Origin of the sequence: Cellulophaga baltica (assembly GCF_018861125.1) — a bacterium.
In the GTDB taxonomy this organism is placed as follows: domain Bacteria; phylum Bacteroidota; class Bacteroidia; order Flavobacteriales; family Flavobacteriaceae; genus Cellulophaga; species Cellulophaga baltica_A.
In genome coordinates, this window is sequence record NZ_JAHKQN010000020.1 from 214,117 (window position 1) to 232,164 (window position 18,048).

Annotated in this window: 18 protein-coding genes; 7 read left to right on the top strand and 11 right to left on the bottom strand. The window is 31.6% G+C overall.

The genetic code is table 11. From position 1 onward, the window contains the following. Window positions 1-191: 191 nt before the first annotated feature. From KO500_RS11220 to KO500_RS11240, 5 genes are all read right to left on the bottom strand, one after another. Window positions 192-1,601 carry an MBL fold metallo-hydrolase gene (locus tag KO500_RS11220; protein ID WP_215956641.1) on the bottom strand — a complete coding sequence of 470 codons (1,410 nt, stop codon included), beginning with the start codon at window positions 1,599-1,601 and terminating at the stop codon, window positions 192-194. A gap of 87 nt (window positions 1,602-1,688) precedes the next feature. Further along, the gene (locus tag KO500_RS11225; RefSeq protein WP_215956642.1) at window positions 1,689-3,416 is read right to left on the bottom strand and encodes a SulP family inorganic anion transporter; all 1,728 of its coding nucleotides are present in this window, start codon (window positions 3,414-3,416) and stop codon (window positions 1,689-1,691) included. A gap of 71 nt (window positions 3,417-3,487) precedes the next feature. Then, complete coding sequence (locus KO500_RS11230) at window positions 3,488-4,264, bottom strand: aldose 1-epimerase (RefSeq protein ID WP_215956643.1); 777 nt, start codon at window positions 4,262-4,264, stop codon at window positions 3,488-3,490. 4 nt (window positions 4,265-4,268) lie between these two features. Beyond that, a complete protein-coding gene (locus KO500_RS11235; protein WP_215956644.1) occupies window positions 4,269-5,561 on the bottom strand; it encodes a M20/M25/M40 family metallo-hydrolase in 1,293 nt (430 codons plus the stop codon). A 29-nt stretch (window positions 5,562-5,590) separates the two neighbouring features. Continuing rightward, entirely contained in the window at window positions 5,591-6,832 is a 1,242-nt protein-coding gene (locus KO500_RS11240) for an ABC transporter permease (RefSeq protein ID WP_215956645.1), read from the bottom strand. Between the two features lie 3 nt (window positions 6,833-6,835). Between KO500_RS11240 and KO500_RS11245 the strand changes: the two genes are divergently transcribed. Further along, on the top strand, window positions 6,836-8,080 hold the full coding sequence (locus tag KO500_RS11245) for an exo-beta-N-acetylmuramidase NamZ family protein (RefSeq protein WP_215956646.1): 1,245 nt from the start codon (window positions 6,836-6,838) through the stop codon (window positions 8,078-8,080). Here KO500_RS11245 and KO500_RS11250 read toward each other — a convergent pair. The 3 genes from KO500_RS11250 to KO500_RS11260 all read right to left on the bottom strand — a co-directional run bounded on the left by KO500_RS11250 (window position 8,077) and on the right by KO500_RS11260 (window position 10,005). After that, the gene (locus tag KO500_RS11250) at window positions 8,077-8,910 is read right to left on the bottom strand and encodes a sterol desaturase family protein (protein WP_215956647.1); all 834 of its coding nucleotides are present in this window, start codon (window positions 8,908-8,910) and stop codon (window positions 8,077-8,079) included. The genes KO500_RS11245 and KO500_RS11250 overlap by 4 nt on opposite strands. 85 nt (window positions 8,911-8,995) lie before the next feature. Beyond that, window positions 8,996-9,490, bottom strand: a complete 495-nt coding sequence (locus KO500_RS11255) for a YkgJ family cysteine cluster protein (protein WP_215956648.1) — start codon at window positions 9,488-9,490, stop codon at window positions 8,996-8,998. After that, a complete protein-coding gene (locus KO500_RS11260) occupies window positions 9,490-10,005 on the bottom strand; it encodes a DUF2059 domain-containing protein (RefSeq protein WP_215956649.1) in 516 nt (171 codons plus the stop codon). Before KO500_RS11260 ends, KO500_RS11255 begins: the two co-directional genes overlap by 1 nt. A 67-nt stretch (window positions 10,006-10,072) precedes the next feature. On the opposite strand from KO500_RS11260, the gene KO500_RS11265 reads away from it, so the two are divergent. Both KO500_RS11265 and KO500_RS11270 read left to right on the top strand, forming a co-directional pair. Continuing rightward, window positions 10,073-10,783, top strand: a complete 711-nt coding sequence (locus tag KO500_RS11265) for a class I SAM-dependent methyltransferase (RefSeq protein ID WP_215956650.1) — start codon at window positions 10,073-10,075, stop codon at window positions 10,781-10,783. Window positions 10,784-10,836: 53 nt separating this feature from the next. After that, window positions 10,837-11,667 (top strand): hypothetical protein, encoded by an 831-nt coding sequence (locus KO500_RS11270; protein WP_215956651.1) that lies wholly within the window; start codon window positions 10,837-10,839, stop codon window positions 11,665-11,667. A 16-nt stretch (window positions 11,668-11,683) separates the two neighbouring features. Here the strand turns inward: KO500_RS11270 and KO500_RS11275 are convergent, their stop codons facing one another. Then, complete coding sequence (locus tag KO500_RS11275; protein WP_215956652.1) at window positions 11,684-12,316, bottom strand: 7-carboxy-7-deazaguanine synthase QueE; 633 nt, start codon at window positions 12,314-12,316, stop codon at window positions 11,684-11,686. A gap of 129 nt (window positions 12,317-12,445) precedes the next feature. Here KO500_RS11275 and KO500_RS11280 point away from each other — a divergent pair, with 129 nt between their 5' ends. Genes KO500_RS11280 through KO500_RS11295 form a run of 4 tightly spaced genes read left to right on the top strand, consistent with a single transcriptional unit; the run spans window position 12,446 to window position 15,843 of the window. Beyond that, window positions 12,446-13,954, top strand: coding sequence for a helicase HerA-like domain-containing protein (locus KO500_RS11280; protein WP_215956653.1), 1,509 nt, complete (start codon window positions 12,446-12,448; stop codon window positions 13,952-13,954). Between the two features lie 37 nt (window positions 13,955-13,991). After that, complete coding sequence (locus tag KO500_RS11285; RefSeq protein WP_215956654.1) at window positions 13,992-14,603, top strand: hypothetical protein; 612 nt, start codon at window positions 13,992-13,994, stop codon at window positions 14,601-14,603. Window positions 14,604-14,641: 38 nt separating this feature from the next. After that, window positions 14,642-15,010, top strand: a complete 369-nt coding sequence (locus KO500_RS11290; RefSeq protein WP_215956655.1) for a cupin domain-containing protein — start codon at window positions 14,642-14,644, stop codon at window positions 15,008-15,010. Between the two features lie 5 nt (window positions 15,011-15,015). Beyond that, a complete protein-coding gene (locus KO500_RS11295; RefSeq protein WP_215956656.1) occupies window positions 15,016-15,843 on the top strand; it encodes an alpha/beta fold hydrolase in 828 nt (275 codons plus the stop codon). Between the two features lie 17 nt (window positions 15,844-15,860). On the opposite strand, the gene KO500_RS11300 is transcribed toward KO500_RS11295, so the two are convergent. Both KO500_RS11300 and KO500_RS11305 read right to left on the bottom strand, forming a co-directional pair. Next, on the bottom strand, window positions 15,861-16,913 hold the full coding sequence (locus KO500_RS11300; protein ID WP_215956657.1) for a PAS domain-containing sensor histidine kinase: 1,053 nt from the start codon (window positions 16,911-16,913) through the stop codon (window positions 15,861-15,863). Window positions 16,914-17,095: 182 nt separating this feature from the next. Continuing rightward, complete coding sequence (locus KO500_RS11305; RefSeq protein WP_215956658.1) at window positions 17,096-17,980, bottom strand: bifunctional 5,10-methylenetetrahydrofolate dehydrogenase/5,10-methenyltetrahydrofolate cyclohydrolase; 885 nt, start codon at window positions 17,978-17,980, stop codon at window positions 17,096-17,098. Window positions 17,981-18,048 lie beyond the last annotated feature (68 nt).

Here is an 18,048-nt window from a genome sequence, read left to right on the forward strand (position 1 = left end):
CATTATAATTCCGTTATTCCAATTTACCAGTGAAATCATTAATTGCTTATACATCGTATTTAGTTGTTGATTATATTACTAAATTATACTTCTTAACAACTAAATAAAATGATAAAAATCAGTTTATTAATAATAATTAGCCCCGTTTACCAACTAAGGCAAACAGGGCTAATTATTTGATTATTATATTTTTAAAGTGTACTTGGGCATACGTAGTTTGAAACCTTTATTGGCGTTTCTTTAATTGCACCAAAACCGCCTGCTATATCAACAAAGTTATGAATTCCTCTACTTTTTAAAATTGATGCTGCGATAACTGATCGGTAACCACCTGCGCAATGCATGTAAAAAGTACCTTTTTCAGGATACGCATCTAAATAGTTATTTAAATCACTTAAAGGCGTATTTTTAGCATTAATCACATGTTCAGAAATGTATTCTGATTCTTTACGAACATCAAATACTTCATGAGCTTCATTAGATAAAACATCAGATACTTCTTTTGCTGTTATAGATGTAATGGTATCTACTTCTTTTGATGTATTTTTCCATGCTTCAAATCCGCCTTTTAAAAACCCAATTGTACCATCAAAACCAACTCGTGATAAACGAGTGATTGCTTCTTCTTCTTTTCCTTCAGGAGTCACCAATAATAATGGTTGCTCTACATCAGCAATTAATGCACCAACCCAAGGAGCAAAATCACCATTCAAACCAATAAATATTGATCTAGGGATGTGTCCTTTTACAAAATCATTTTGATGACGTACATCTAAAACAATAGCTCCAGTTTCATTTGCTGCTTTCTCAAAATCATCAGGTGACATCGCGGTAGCGCCACGTTCTAAAACCTCATTAAAATCTTCGTATCCCTCTTTATTCATTTTTACATTTAAAGGGAAGTATTTTGGTGGTGGCAACAAACCTTCAGTAACTTCTTTTGTGAATTCATCCTTGGTCATATCAGCTCTAAGTGCATAATTCATCTTCTTTTGATTGCCTAAAGTATCAACCGTTTCTTTCATCATGTTTTTACCACATGCTGAACCTGCACCATGTGCTGGATATACAATAACATCATCTGCTAAAGGCATAATTTTAGTCCGTAAACTATCAAAAAGAATGCCTGCCAAATCTTCTTGAGTCATATCAGCAGCTTTCTGTGCTAAATCTGGACGGCCAACATCACCTAAAAATAAAGTGTCGCCAGAAAATATTGCATGGTCTTTTCCTTTTTCATCCTTTAATAAGTATGTTGAACTCTCCATTGTATGCCCTGGAGTATGTAAAACTACTATTGTTAAAGCTCCAACTTTAAACTCTTGACCATCTACTGCTATAATAGCTTCAAAAGAAGGATTTGCATTTGGTCCGTAAATAATTTGCGCACCGGTTTCTTTGGCTAGTGTTACGTGACCACTCACAAAATCTGCATGAAAATGAGTTTCAAAAATATATTTGATTTTAGCATTATCATCAGTTGCTTTTTTAATATAAGGATCAACTTCACGTAATGGATCTATAATAGCAACTTCACCTTCACTCTCAATATAGTAAGTACCTTGTGCTAAACAACCTGTATATATTTGTTCAATCTTCATAATCTATTTCTTTAATAATAAACTTAAATGAATTGTATTTTATATTGTAAAAATATCCTTATTTTTTAATTACCACAGTAACAATAGTTACACTTTCAACCTATTTTGATATGCAATTTTACCTTGCATGCTCGTTAACGATGTTGGGTCATCAAAAAAGTCAACAGCATCTTTCGTCCTAACAAACAAAAATTCTCTATGTAACTCACCAATAATACCACTACTAAATATAATGTCACGTGTAGGCCCTATTGCGCCTGCTATATAAAACTGTATGTTTTTTTGATGTATTTCTCGTATTACTTTTGTAAGCATATGTGCTGCAGATGAGTCTATATAATTTATTGCTTCTGCATTAAGAATTACACCTTTCAATTTACTAGCTTTTTTATCAATTTCATTAAACAACTGCTCTTTAAAATAACTGGTGTTACCAAAATACAGTTGCGAATCAAAACGGATAATTAGTAAGTCATCGCGAACATCAATATCGTTTGTAAATCGGTCTACATTTTTATAGTAATCTGAATCTTTTATTTTTCCTAAAACTGCAAAGTGTGGCTTTGATGTTCTATAAACCATTAATAGTAGAGAACTTAAAACTCCAATTAAAATACCTTGCGGAATACCTACAAATAATGTGATTAAAAATGTAATTAATAAAATTGAAAACTCATCTTTTCGTTTATTCCAAAGTCTCTTAGCATAGGTCAAATCAATTAAACCAAGTACCGATACCATGATTATACTAGCTAATGCCGCTTTTGGCAAATAATAAAAAACCGGAGTTAAAAATAACAAGGTTCCTATCACCATAATTACACTAAATAAAGCCGATAAATTTGTTTTTGCTCCTGCTTCACCGTTTATAGCTGACCTTGAAAAACTACCTGTTGAGGAATACGATTGAAATAAAGAACCTAACATATTTGAAACTCCTAATGCAATTAATTCTTGGTTAGGTTGAATGGTTTCTTCTCCTGATTTATCTTCTAATGCTTTACCTATAGATATAGTTTCTAAATACCCAACTAATGCTAAGGTTAATGCGATAGGCCAAATTTGTAATGCATTATTCAGGTTGATTTCCGGAATAGCAAAACTTGGTAACCCTGTAGGAATTTTGCCTACTATATGAACTCCAAAATTTTCTAAACTGAATAAGTATACCGCTAATATTCCCAAAACGACCACAATTAGTATTGAAGGTATCCGTTTGCTTATTTTCTTTATAACCATGATTATTATAATTCCTAAAACACCAATAGTTATATCATATATGTTAGCTTCTGGAATTTTAGAAATAGCATTTATTACTAATTGGTGAAAATGGTTACTTTTCTCTGTTTCTGTACCTAATAAATGCTTTAATTGACTAAATATAATAACTAAAGCAGCTGCTGACGTAAAGCCACTAATTACAGGTTTTGATAAAAAATTAACCAAAAAACCCATTTTAAATACCCCTAATAAAAATTGAATACTACCCACCATAAAAGCTAAAAAAACAGCCATGGTAATATAATTTTCAACTCCGGTTAAAGCTAATGTTCCTAAACCTGCAGCTACCAATAATGAATCCATTGCTACTGGGCCTACTGATACTTGCCTAGAAGTTCCTAAAAACAAATAGCCTAGAACTGGCATTAACGCAGCATACAACCCATAAACAGGTGGTAAACCTGCTATCATAGCATAAGCCATACCTTGCGGAATTAAAATAATACCAACAGTTAGTCCCGCAATCAAATCTTTTGAAAGGTTTTCTTTTCGGTATTTTGGCAACCATTGTAGTAAAGGTATAAATTTTTGCATGGGGCAAATTTAGGCCAATAGATTTTTAAAAAATGTAACTTTTGTTACCTACAACTTTATAAATAGAATAATTAAACTACTGCTATAGTTAACGTAAACTGCTCCTCTCTATCTTCTAAATACATAAAACCTTCAGCTAAATTTTCTTGCTTTACTTCGTATGGATAAAAAGTAATTGGTTCTATACAAATCATGTTTTCTACTTCTGTCCAAAGCATAAAACTACCAAACCCTTCTGACGTTATTTTTAGTTCTTTTTTATCTTTTAAAACAATTTCAGTACAATTTTTTACTTGATAAGCACGATTACCAACAGCTAAAACCTCAGCTAATGTAATCTCTTTACCTTTAGCTTTAATTATAGGTGCTTTGGTTACTAAATTAAATGCCGGATGATACCCTAGCATAAAAGGCATATTTTGTTCCCCTGAGATAGAAAAACTAATAACTAAGCCGTTTCCAGATAAATTAAAAGATTTCTTAAATGTGAAGTCATACGGCCAAGCTAAAATTTCTTCTGTTGATTTTGCAGGGAATTTTGAATTATTAACCTGTGTACCCGCTATATATTTTTTTTCAAAAACTGCCTTAGTTTCATCTGCACTTTCTAACTCATAATCCATTTCACGTAACAAACCATGTTGATCTTGAACGGCTTCACCTTTAGCTGTTTTTACTCTAAAATTGGCATCAGCAGTCGGGCCAATAATCGGAAACATTTCAGTATCTGCACTTCGCCAACCAGGACTCCCCTTTTGATGAATATACTCATGACCTTCAACAAGATAACTTATCAATTCTCCTTGGTCAATTTTTACAGTTTTATTTTTGTAAGATAGTGTTGTCATTATATTATTGATTTATTAATCTGTAAATTAAAATTGCTGTTCTTTTAGTCAAAGCTTCTATAGTATTTAAGTTTACTGTTTCTTCTGGTGTATGTGCTCCTGTTCCCATAGTTCCTAAACCATCTAAAGCATCAACATATTCGGCAACAAATGAAGTGTCTGCTGCACCTCTTTTTCCTGGGTCATAAGCTAAAACTTCACCTTGACCTAAATCTAAACTTACTTGGTTTAATTCTTTCAATAAAGTTTTATTCCCTTCTGTAGGTCTCATAGCTGGGTAACTATCTTGAAAAGTAATAGTTGTACTTGTATGAGGTAAATTATTTTTAACTATCTCACGCATCTTTGCTCTAGCAGTTTCCTTTTGTTCTTCAGACATGAATCGTAAACCACCTTTTACTATAGCTGTTTGCGCTACAACATTTGTTTTGCCAAAAGCATCTCCTTTACCCGTTTTTGCATCAAAATCAACAAAAGTTCCACCTAATAAAACTCCAGGATTAAAAGTTAGATACTCTTCACCTCTAACTTCTTCATAAAAATCATTTAATATTCTTGACATTTCAAAGACAGCTCCAGCCCCAACTTCATCATTAAATATCCCTGAAGAATGTGCTCTTTTACCTGTAACTTCTACCTCCCAATTTGAAGACCCTCTACGGGCAACGGTTGCATAATTAAAACCTGTAGACGTTTCATAACCCAACGCAATATCACTTCGTTTAGCAGCATCGACTAAATCTTTTCTACTAATAGTTAAAGGTTTACCAGTACTTTCTTCGTCACCCGTAAAAGCAACTATAATTTGTGCATTTTTTAATAGTCCATTTTCCTGTAAGGCTTTTAATGCATACAGAATAATCACGTTGCCACCTTTCATGTCATTACCACCAGGAGCATGAGCAATACTATCGTTAATCATTTCAAATTTTTGAAAAGGACTATCTTCCTCAAAAACAGTATCTAAATGACCAATTAATAATAGCTTTTTGCCTTTAGTACCATTAGTCTCAGCAAATAAGTGCCCTGCCCTATTTAATTCAGCTGGCATTTCTATCCACTGTGTATTAAAATTTATAGCATCAAAAGCATCTTTAAAAACAAAACCAACTTTTTTTACTCCCTCTAAATTTAGAGTACCGCTATTAATGTTCACAACATCTTCAAGAAACTGAATAGCTTCTTTATTATTTTTCGTTACACTAGAAAGAATCTTTTTTTCGGTTTTAGAAACCTTTTGAGAGAAGATGTTTAGGCTTATAAATAGTAGCGCAATTAATGAGTATTTTGTTTTCATAAGTATTCATTGATAATTAGCACTTAAATTTAATCAAACTTAATGGCTTTTACAGGTGTAATTCTAGTAATTATATAAGAAGGAACTATAAGCATTAGCAAACATAAAATCATAACTCCTATATTTAAGAATACCACAGAAGTAATATCTATATGCACCGGAATATATTCCATATAATACTCTTTAGGATTGGGGAATTTGAATAATCGAAATTTATCTTGAGCCCATACAAAACCTAAACCTATAGTGTTACCCAACACCAAACCTATACTAATTAGATAAGCTGCATTGTATAAAAATATTTTACGCACATCCCAATTTGATGACCCCAATGCTTTTAGAACTCCAATCATTGGTGTACGTTCTAATATCAAAACCAATAAAGCCGTGATCATGTTTATACCTCCAACAATAATCATAATACCAATAATTAAAGCGATATTAAAGTCAAAAAGATCTATCCATTGAAAAATGTTCATGTATTTATCTTTTATCGACTTTGTGTTTAATGTTGATAGTGTTTGCCCGTAAATCTCATTATTTTTTTCATCAATGGAATCAAAATCATCTAAAAAAACTTCAAAATTTCCTATTTGATCTGTATCCCATTTATTCATCCGCTGAATGTGGCGAATATCCATAAAAACATAAGTTGCGTCAAACTCCTCAAAGCCACTATCATAGATACCTACAATTTTTGATTTTTGTTGATTTGGTATTTTTGATGCATCATTATCTCGAAGAAAAACAGACATAAATGTATCTCCTAACTTTAATTTTAATCGGCTTGCTAACAATCTTGAGATTAATACATCATCCGTACGTTCTCCACTATAATCTGGTACATGACCTTCTACGACGTATTCTTTAAAAACATCCCAATTATAATCTTTACCAACACCTTTTGCCAAAATACCTTCGACAGTATCATCTGTACGAACAATACCACCTTTACTAGCAACAGCTTGCACATGTTGTATACCTGAAATATTTTTAAATTCTGGATAAAATTCTTGATCTATAGAAACAGGAACGAGAGAAACTTCTGAGTAATTATTATCGTAGTTACTTATTTGAATATGACCGTTAAAAGCGGCTACTTTTTCTCTAATTTTCTTCTTTAAACCAACACCTGTACTAATCGCAATTAGCATCATTACAATACTTATAGCAATTGCAGCAATTGCTATTTTTATTATTGGTGCCGATACACTATTTTTATGCGCTTTACCTACCGAAAGTCGTTTAGCAATAAAATATTCTAAATTCAATTTATGATGATTTTATCTTGTCTCAAAAATACATTTTTATTATTGGTTTTGATACTTTCTTCATGCGGAAAGACAAAGAAAACCATTAGTAACTTAAAAGATATTGTTCAAATAAATACCGAAGAAATTGAAAAACCACCATTGGTTATTGCTTCTAGTAAAACCGAAGCTTACTTTCCGCTATTAAAAAACAAGAATATTGCTGTTGTTGCCAACCAGACTAGTGTTATTTTTCATGAAGAAGGAAATACACATTTGATAGATTCACTTCTAAGCTCCCAAATAAAAATTAGTAAAGTATTTGCTCCTGAACATGGTTTTAGAGGTAAGGTTGATGCTGGTGAACATTTTAAAGATGGTGTTGATACAAAAACTGGACTTCCATTAGTTTCCCTTTATGGTAAAAATAGAAAACCATCAAAAGAACAACTTAAAGATATTGATCTAGTACTTTTTGACATACAAGATGTTGGAGTTCGTTTTTACACATACATCGCTACTTTACAATTGGTAATGGAAGCTTGTGCAGAAAATAATATTCCTATTGTAGTTTTAGATAGGCCAAACCCAAATGCACATTATGTTGACGGACCAACAATGGAAACTGAACACACTAGCTTTTTAGGAATGGCCGAAATCCCATTAGTATATGGGATGACAATTGGAGAGTATGCTACTATGATTAATAGAGAAGCTTGGCTTGAAAATGGGAAGAAAGCCTCACTTACAGTGATTCCTTTAGATAATTACACTCATGAAACTTTCTATAGTTTACCAATACGCCCTTCACCAAATTTACCGAATGATTTATCAATTAAACTATACCCAAGCCTAGGGCTTTTTGAAGGTACAAACATTAATGCTGGCCGTGGAACCGAGTTTCAATTTCAACGCTATGGTGCTTCATTCTTAGATACAACAAAATACGATTTTACTTATATTCCTGAATCTAATTTTGGATCTAAATACCCAAAAGAGAAAGGTAAAACTTGCTACGGAGTAGATTTAACTAAAGTAGACACCAAAAACCTCAGCACCGTTGATTTACAATGGATTGTTGATGCATATACAAATACATCTGATAAGAGTAAATTCTTTTTAACTAGCGGATTTACTAAACATGCCGGAACCACAAAACTTCAAAAACAAATTGAAGCTGGTATGACCGCCACTGCAATAAGAGCCACTTGGCAACCTGATGTAGAAAAATTTAAAAAAATTAGAAGTAAGTATTTAATGTACAATTAATCTTCAACTAGCGTTGTTGGGTTTCTGTAGGTATGAAAAGGTTGTTTCAATAAAGATTTTAAATTTCCATTTTCAAGTTCGTCCGGAAAAGTATCAACCCCATAAACTATAGCATCTCTATCTAATTTCATAAAAGTTCCGAACATTCTATCCCAAATAGAAAATATATTTCCGTAGTTAGAATCTGTATACGGTAATACATAATGATGATGCACTTTATGCATATCAGGTGATACAATCACCCAACTTAGCAAATCATCTAACTTTCTTGGTAATTTAATATTTGCATGGTTAAACTGTGTTGATATTAAAGATAAAGACTGGTATAACATTACAATACCAATTGGGGCTCCAACTACAAGCACTCCAAATAAAGTAAATCCAAAACGCACCAAACTTTCTAATGGGTGATGCCTATTTGCTGTAGTTGTATCTACATTATGATCTGTGTGATGCACCAAATGCACCATCCAAAGGGGTTTTACTTTATGCTCAGTATAATGCGCTAGATAAGCACCAAAAAAGTCCAACAGCATAACTCCTAAAAGTATGTATGCCCATAATGGTAAAGCAATCCAATTAATTACACCGAATTGATTAGCACTAACCCAATCGCTAGTCTTTAAAAGTAAAAAAGCCAATGCAAAATTTATAATTACAGTCGTAAACGTGAAAAACAAATTTGGTAACGCGTGCTTCCATTTTCCGTAATTAAAACGCACCAAAGGAATAGCTCCTTCTAAAACCCAAAAAAAACTAATTCCACCTATTAATATTAACGAACGATGTAATGAAGGGATGTTTTCAAAATAGTTAATTAAACTTTCCATAGGTATAAATATAATAAATATCTATGATGATCTTTATTAAGATCGTATTTTACAGACAATAATTTACAAATAACTTAATTCAAGTTTACTTATTCAACTTACTTTTCATGGCTTCAACAATATTATATGCAGCTGGGCAAATAGCAACATTTTTTATTGTTAAGTTACTAATCTGTTGAAACTTTTTACGATCGGTGTGTGGAAATTCTCTACATGCTTTTGGTCGCACATCATAAATAGAACAATAATTATCAGTACCTAAAAAAGTACAAGGTACTTGCTGTAATACATAATCATTCTCTTCATCTACGCGTAAATATTGCGTTATAAATTGCTGTGGTTTTAATCTAAAATACTTGGCTATGCGTTCAACATCTGCATTGGTAAAAAGTGGACCTGTAGTTTTACAGCAATTAGCACATTCTAAACAATCTGTTCTTTCAAATTCTTCAGCATGCAAATCTTGCATAAGATAATCTAAATTTTTCGGCGGTTTCTTTTTTAGCTTCGCGAAAAATTTTTTATTCTCATTTTGTTTGTCTTTTGCTAGTTTCGGTAAGCCTGCAATAATATCTTCCATTATTTTAATAAACTTACTGCTGTTTCATATAAATTACGACTCCAACCCTCTGAGGCTTTAGATACTTCTTTAGCCAATAAAGGTTGTTTTTCTAATATTAATTTTCCTTCATCAGAAGCGTAAAATTTATTTAATGCAGTCTTTTGCTCTATTGTCATTTTAGTAGGGTCACTAGTTAGTTGTTTACCAGCATCACTCTCATAAAAAGCAGTCATTTTTTTTATTGTGTCTTGGTCAAAATTCTTTTGATAAATCGGAATCAAAAGTTCAGTCATTTCACCCACATATTTTTCTTTATTCGCCATTAAATACGTCCACCCTTCAGAATTTGAATCTGATTTAGGGTATTGTTTTTCAAGCATTTTTAATAACTCAGCATAAGCAAAGTCATATTGTTTTGCTGAACCGTTTACTTTTAAATAAGCTATTACATCTTCTGAAAAGGTTGTTTCTTGAGCGCAACTTGTAACTCCAATTGCTAGAAATAAAATGAATATCTTATTTATTAATTTCATATCGATTCGTTTTTTTTATTTTATAAGTTGATTAAATACCTGATTTTTGTCGCAAATTACAAATTAAATGCCAACTGATATTTTAGGAAATGCCGTTTTAGACTTTCAAAACAAAAAACATACTGCTGATATTATAACTTACTCTTCACTTGATGAGGAAGATACAATACCCGTGCCATATTTGTTTCGTGATTATAAAAATATGCCTAAATTAGAACAAAATGCACTAGCATTATGTAAAGGTGATGTTTTAGATATTGGTTGTGGTGCCGGGAGCCACAGCTTGTATTTACAAGAAAAAGGACACAATGTTATTGCATTAGATTATTCTGCTGGCGCAATTGAAGTTTGTAAAAAAAGAGGTGTAAAGAATGTTGTTTGCAGTAATATATATGATTATTCTGGTAGACAATATGATACACTTTTACTTTTAATGAACGGTATTGGTTTGGCTGGAAAACTAAATCAATTAAATAAGTTTTTCAATCACTTGAAATCACTTTTAAAACCTAACGGTCAAATTATACTCGATTCAAGTGATATTATCTACATGTTTCAAGAAGATGAGGACGGTGGATATTGGATTCCGGATAATGATTATTATGGTGAAGTCACTTTTAATATGGAATATAAAAACCAAAAAAGTGAAGCTTTTGATTGGTTGTATATTGACTACAATACGCTTCAACGTGCTGCTATAGCTAATAATTTTAACTGCAAATTAGTATTTGAAGGTGAACATTATGATTATCTTGCCACACTAAGCTTAATTGTATAATAGAATCAAGATCTAAACGTTATACTAAGTACCTATGTTTTTTAACTTCAATTATGAAAAATAAATCATTTTTAATCTTAGGGCTTTCTGCCTTTTTAATTTGGAATTGCTCAAAGAGTGAATCATCTTCAAGTTCAGAAGAGGAGAATGAAGAAGTTACTACTGTTGTAGACAAAACTCTTAATCAACAAGAAACTGGAGCATCAGCAAATGATTTTTTATCAAATGATAATTATGATAAGTTAATTATTGAAGTAGCTTACGTAACAGGTTACCAACCTGAGGAAGCCGCTATTTTAGATAATTTAGAATTTATAGAAGAAATAACTTTTAAAGAAGATATTGAAGTACAATATTTAGAATTAGACTCACCAAATGAGGCTACTTTATCCACGCAAGAAGTTTATGATTTAGAACAAGAAAATCGTACAGTTTATACTGATGGTACTACATTAGGTATGTACATTTACTTTTCAGACACAACTTTTGAAGATGATGACCCAGATTCTGGCTTATATACTTTAGGTGCTGTGTATTTAAACACTTCTATGGTTATCTACCAAGAATCGGTTAGAGAAATAGCAAAGGCATCTACATTAATTTCGAATGCTACTGTAGAAACTGCTACGCTTAATCATGAATTTGGTCACCTATTTGGATTAGTAAATATTGGTTCTGACATGGTACATGATCATGAGGATGAAACTACAAATGATGATGGAGAAATTATCGGCAATCAACATTGTGACCAAGAAGGTTGTTTAATGCGTGCCGAATTACAATTCAGTAGTGGTATGAGCAAAATGCTTACCGCTAAAAATGGTCAGGTTCCTGATTTAGATGCTGAATGTTTATTAGATGTCGCAGCTAACGGAGGTCGTTAGAATCACACTACTCTTTTTAAGGTATATTTAAATACTTGTGGGTTTGTAATGATACTTTCCATTTTGGGTTTTTCATCACATAATCAACAATAAGTGGCACCATTTTCTCTCGAACACTCCACTCTGGTTGTAAGTATAAAATACAGTCTTTATTAGTTTTTGCAGCTTGCTCTTCAGCAAAAATAAAATCATGCTTGTTAAAAATTATCATTTTTAACTCATGGGCTTCATCGTAAATTCTACCTTCTGGTAATTTGTTTTTCTTTGGAGATAAGCAAATCCAATCCCAAACACCAGATAACGGGTAAGCACCAGATGTTTCAATATGCGTTTGTACATTTTTAGCTTTCAAACCTTTGGTTAAAGGTCCCATATCCCACGTAAGTGGTTCTCCACCAGTAATCACAATAGTATCAGAATATGAGGTCGCATTGGTAATAATTTTATCAATCGCAGTTGGAGGATGTGTTTCAGCATTCCAGCTTTCTTTCACATCACACCAATGACATCCAACATCACAACCACCAACTCTAATAAAATAAGCGGCAGTCCCTTTATGAAAACCTTCTCCTTGAATTGTATAAAACTCTTCCATCAGAGGTAACATTTCCCCTTTATTGACCAATGTCAAAACTTCATTCTCTAACATGCTGCAAAGATACATTTTAGTTATGAGTCTATCACACAACTATTAAATTTGTCTTAATTGAAAAATCTAACCTCCTTTAGATTTTTTCAGTTGCCTAAAAAACGCTTATTTTTATGCAAAATTAACTTGATGAGCAACAAAGACCAATTCTTTCAACATATAACAGAAGGATACCGAACTAAAGGTGATTTTATCACTATGGGAGCTGCAATTTTAGACGGTGAAACACTTACGGATGCATTTGTAAAAATCCCACTAAAAACTTTAAATAGACACGGACTTATTGCTGGTGCAACTGGTACAGGTAAAACAAAAACATTGCAAGTACTTGCGGAAAACTTATCAGAAAAAGGTATTCCAGTCATGTTAATGGATCTTAAAGGTGATTTAAGTGGTTTAGCACAACCTAGCCCAGGGCATGAAAAAATTGATGAAAGACATGAAAAAATTGGATTACCTTTCGAATCTAAAAAATTTCCTGTCGAGATTTTGTCTTTATCAGAGCAAGATGGTGTGAAATTACGTGCAACTGTTTCTGAATTTGGTCCTACACTATTATCAAGAATATTAGATTTAACTGAAACACAAGAAGGTATTGTTGCTGTTGTTTTTAAATATTGTGACGATAATAAATTACCGCTTTTAGATTTAAAAGATTTTAAAAAAGTACTTCAATATGCTACTGATGGTGGTAAAGCTGAATTTACTAAAGATTATGGTAGAATTAGTACGAGTTCTACCGGTGCAATTCTTCGAAAAATTATAGAATTAGAACAACAAGGCGCCGATTTATTTTTTGGTGAAAAATCTTTTGAAGTAAATGATTTGACCCGTATTGATGAAAACGGAAAAGGTTATATAAACATTTTAAGACTTACTGATATACAAGATAGACCAAAATTGTTTTCTACTTTTATGTTGAGTCTATTAGCTGAAATATATGATACATTTCCAGAACAAGGTGACGCTGATCAGCCAGAGTTAATTTTATTTATTGATGAAGCTCATTTAATTTTTAAAGAAGCTTCAAAAGCTTTATTAGATCAAATTGAAAGTATTGTAAAATTAATTCGTTCAAAAGGTATTGGGTTATATTTTGTTACACAAAACCCAACAGATGTACCAAATGATGTATTATCTCAATTAGGTTTAAAAGTACAACATGCTTTGCGTGCCTTTACTGCTCGTGATAGAAAAGCAATAAAATTAACAGCAGAAAACTACCCTGAATCTGAATTTTATGACACAAAAGAAGTACTTACATCTTTAGGTATTGGTGAAGCATTAATATCTGCTTTAGATGAAAAAGGTAGACCAACACCATTGGCCGCTACAATGCTACGCGCTCCAATGAGCCGTATGGATATACTTTCTGAAAGTGAATTGAATGAAGTAATTGATCGCTCATCATTAGTTAAAAAATACAATGATATTATTGATCGTGAAAGTGCCTATGAAATTCTGAATGAAAAAATAGAAAAAGCTGAAGCAATAGCCGAAAGAGAAAAAAGGAAACCAAAAACAAAATCCACATCTCGAAGTAGAACAAGCACTAGGCAAAACCCTGTAATTAAGGTATTAACTAGCGCAACTTTTATTAGAGGAGTATTAGGTGTATTAAAAAAAGTAATACGCTAAAAATTCTTATAAATATTTAATATCCACATTATATAAAATGAAAAAAATTGTATCAGTTGTTTTAACCGTGTCATCACTAATATTTTTTAATTGTGAAAAGGAAAGCACAAATTTTAAGATTACAAATTCAGCTATTGGACAGCTTACGAAAGAAACTAAAATTTCAGATTTAGAAACACTTTACGCTAATGACTCAATTGTAGCCGCAAATGGTATTCCTAAAATGAATTTGAGTAATGTTACATCTGAACCTGAAGATGATAACAGCGAACGTGTCATAAAAGATGGTTTCAGTTATCAAAAAATTGAAGTTTTTGAAAAAGGTGGCGCACATTTATTAAGTTTAACACCTAGTAATGATTCCGTACCCACTGTTGAAAATATTAGAATTTACGATGCTCGTTACAAAACAGAAAAAGGAGTTACTATCAACAGTACTTTTAAAGATATTAAAGACAATTACACTATTAAAAAAATAATTACTACCATGAACAACGTAGTTATTTTATTAAAAGATTCTGGTGTATACTTCACAATTGACAAGCAACAATTACCAGCTAGTTTAAGGTATAATTCAAGTACAAATATTGAAGAGGTTCAAATACCTGATACAGCAAAAATAAAGTACATGTGGATGGCTTGGGAATAGTTCTTTTGTTTATTTAAAATTGCTTAATTCACTTTTTAATGATAAAAAAATTTATAATACAAAAATCTCCTTTTATAGTACCAACAACTGATGGTAAATTAATTGAAGAGCATTTTGGTAATGCTAGTACAAATGATGCAAACCTTAGCTTAGCACATATGGTTGCACCTGCAGGCTGGAATGAACCTTTTCAAACTCCAGAATTTGATGAATATACTTATATCATAAAAGGTAAAAAGCAATTTATTATTGATGGTGAGACTGTGATTTTAAAAGCAGGCCAATCAATAAAAATTAACAAGAACACTAGAGTACAATACGCTAACCCCTTTACTGAACCATGTGAGTATATTGCAGTTTGCTTACCCGCTTTTGATTTCGCAAAAGTTCACAGAGAAGAAGAATAGCTAAAATGAAAAAATACATTCCTAGATTATTTGGTCGCTATATTAATACTCTTTTTAAAGTATCAAAGAAAAAAGCTGTTGAAAAAGCATTTCTACTTTTTTGTACACCACAAAAAGGACGTGTAAAAGAATTTCAAAAAAAATTCTTAGACAGTGCTAAGTTTGAGAAAGTAGAATCAAACAATATAACCCTACAAACCTATAAATGGGAAGGTGAAAAAGAGACAGTTTTATTACTTCACGGCTGGGAAAGTAATGTATATAGATGGCGAAACTTATTAGGCTTTTTAAAAGAAGCTGGTTATAATATTGTTGCTATTGATGCTCCTGGTCATGGTAATTCTACAGGTGATATTTTGCATGTTCCTATTTACACAAAATGTGCAAACGATATTATTACTAAGTACAAACCTAAATATGTGATTGGACATTCTGTTGGTGGTATGACAACGCTATACAATCAATACAAACACCCAAATAATAGTGTTGAAAAAATAGTTTCATTAGGAGCTCCATCTGAGCTTTCTGAAATTATGAAACACTATGAAAACTTGTTGCAACTTAATGATAACGTTGTTGAAAGTTTAGAAGCATATTTTATTGAAAAATTTAATATAATAGTTAATGAGTTTTCAATCGCATCATTTGTAAAAAACAGCACTGTTCCTGGACTTATTATTCATGACAAGTTTGATAAAATTGCTCCTTTTAGTGCTGCAAAAAGCATTCATAAAAATTGGAAAAACAGTACTTTAGTTGAAACAGAAGGTTTAGGACATTCATTACATCAAGATGATGTTAACAAACAGGTTATTTCATTTTTAGAACAGTAAAATAGAATTTTACTGTTCTAAAAAGTAATTGTAAAAGTTGTGCCTTCGTTCACTTTACTTTCAACAGCGATTTCACCATTTAGGTCTTTTATATAGTTATGAATTAAATACAAGCCAACCCCCTTACTATCTTCTAAATTGTGAAATTTTTGACTTATTTTAAAAATTTTATTTTGTACTCTATTCATATCAAAACCCAAGCCATTATCCGAAAAAATAAGTTTCACCTTTTCTCCTTCAAATTTTGAAGATATTTTTATAATTGGAGCAACATCTGTTCTGGCATATTTTATAGAATTTGTTATAAAATTTAACAAAATACTCTCCATATAACTTCTATTAAAGTTTACATTCTCCACTTCAGAGAAGTCAAAAATAAAAGTTGCTCTAGAGTCATTAATCAGCGCCAATATAGAAGATTGTACTTTTTTAAAAGTAGACTCAAAATTAATTTCTTCAATTTTTAAATCTAAGTTATCAACCTCTTCAATACAATCAACATAATCATCTAAGGATTGTTTCAGTCCATCAGACGATTCTTTAATTAAACCAATAATTTCCAATAATTGTTGATCTTCAATTTCATCTAATTCAATTAAATCCACTAAAGTCTGTATATTATTAATGGGTGACCTTAAATCATGTGAAGTCTTATAATTCAAAGTCTTTAAATCTCTACTTTTTTTATCGAGTTCAAAAAGCTTTTCAACACGCTCTGCTTCCAATTTTTTCTTATAGGTAATATCCTTTGCAATTCCGTATATCAACTTATCTTCAGGAACAACCATTAAAGTCCAATGTAACCAGACTATTTCACCAGATTTAGTTACATATCTATTTTCTATATTATTTAAAGGAATACTTTTTCGTAACTCTTCGCCATATTGCAAGGTTCGCATAACGTCTTCTTCGTAAATAAAACTTTTAATATGTTTCGCGTAAAGTTCATCTTCGGTATATCCTAGAAGATTTACAAATGCGGGGTTTACTTTTATAAAATGACTATTATAGTCTGCAATACAAAATATATCTAGTGATTTTTCAAAAAAAGGTTCAATACTTATGCTCATTCGTAATATGAAGTAAAATACCTCGTATACAAGGTATAAATGGTTGGTTTTTAATATTTTGCAATATACAAAATATCACCTAAATTTTAACTCAAATTTAAAACCTTATTAACAAAAAAAATCATTCATAATTAGTAAGAACTAACTACAAATGATTTTATATAAACCGATATAAATATCTCTTATTTTCTACTTCTATGACGTTCTCTCGCTAGTAGTGTATTTTTCAATAACATTGCTATAGTCATTGGTCCAACTCCGCCAGGAACTGGTGTAATAAATGAAGCTTTTTTACTTACATTTTCAAAATCTACATCACCAGTTATGTAATATCCTTTTTCTTTAGTATCATCAGCAACACGCGTTATACCAACATCTATTACAACAGCATCATCCTTAACCATTTCTGCTTTCAAAAACTTTGGTACTCCTAATGCCGAAATAACAATATCTGCCTGTGATATAATTTGAGTTATATTTTTAGTATGACTATGTGTTAAGGTAACTGTTGAGTTTCCTGGCCAGCCTTTTCTACCCATTAAAATACTCATTGGTCTACCTACGATATGACTTCTACCTATTACAACTGTATGCTTCCCTTTTGTATCAACATTGTAACGTTCTAAAAGTTCTAATATTCCAAAAGGTGTCGCAGGTATAAAAGTACTCATATCCAATGCCATTTTACCAAAATTCATTGGGTGAAAACCATCTACATCTTTATCAGGATCAATAGCTAATAACACCTTTTGAGTATCAATTTGCGGTGGCAATGGCAATTGAACTATAAAACCATCAATATTTTCATCTTGGTTTAATTCTTCAATTTTTTGCAAAAGTTCTTGTTCCGAAGTCGTACTTGGCATTTTTACTAAAGTAGATTCAAATCCTATTTTTTCACAAGACCTTACTTTACTACCTACATAAGTTAAACTTGCCCCATCATTACCAACTAAAATAGCAGCTAAGTGAGGTACTTTTTCACCACGTTCGCGCATTTTAATTACCTGAGCAGCAATCTCTTCCTTAATCTCATTAGATACTTTTTTTCCGTCTAATATTTCCATTATCGTGGTTTTCTTTTCGTTTTTGGTTTTCTGATAATATTCTATTATATAACTACTTAAAAAACAAC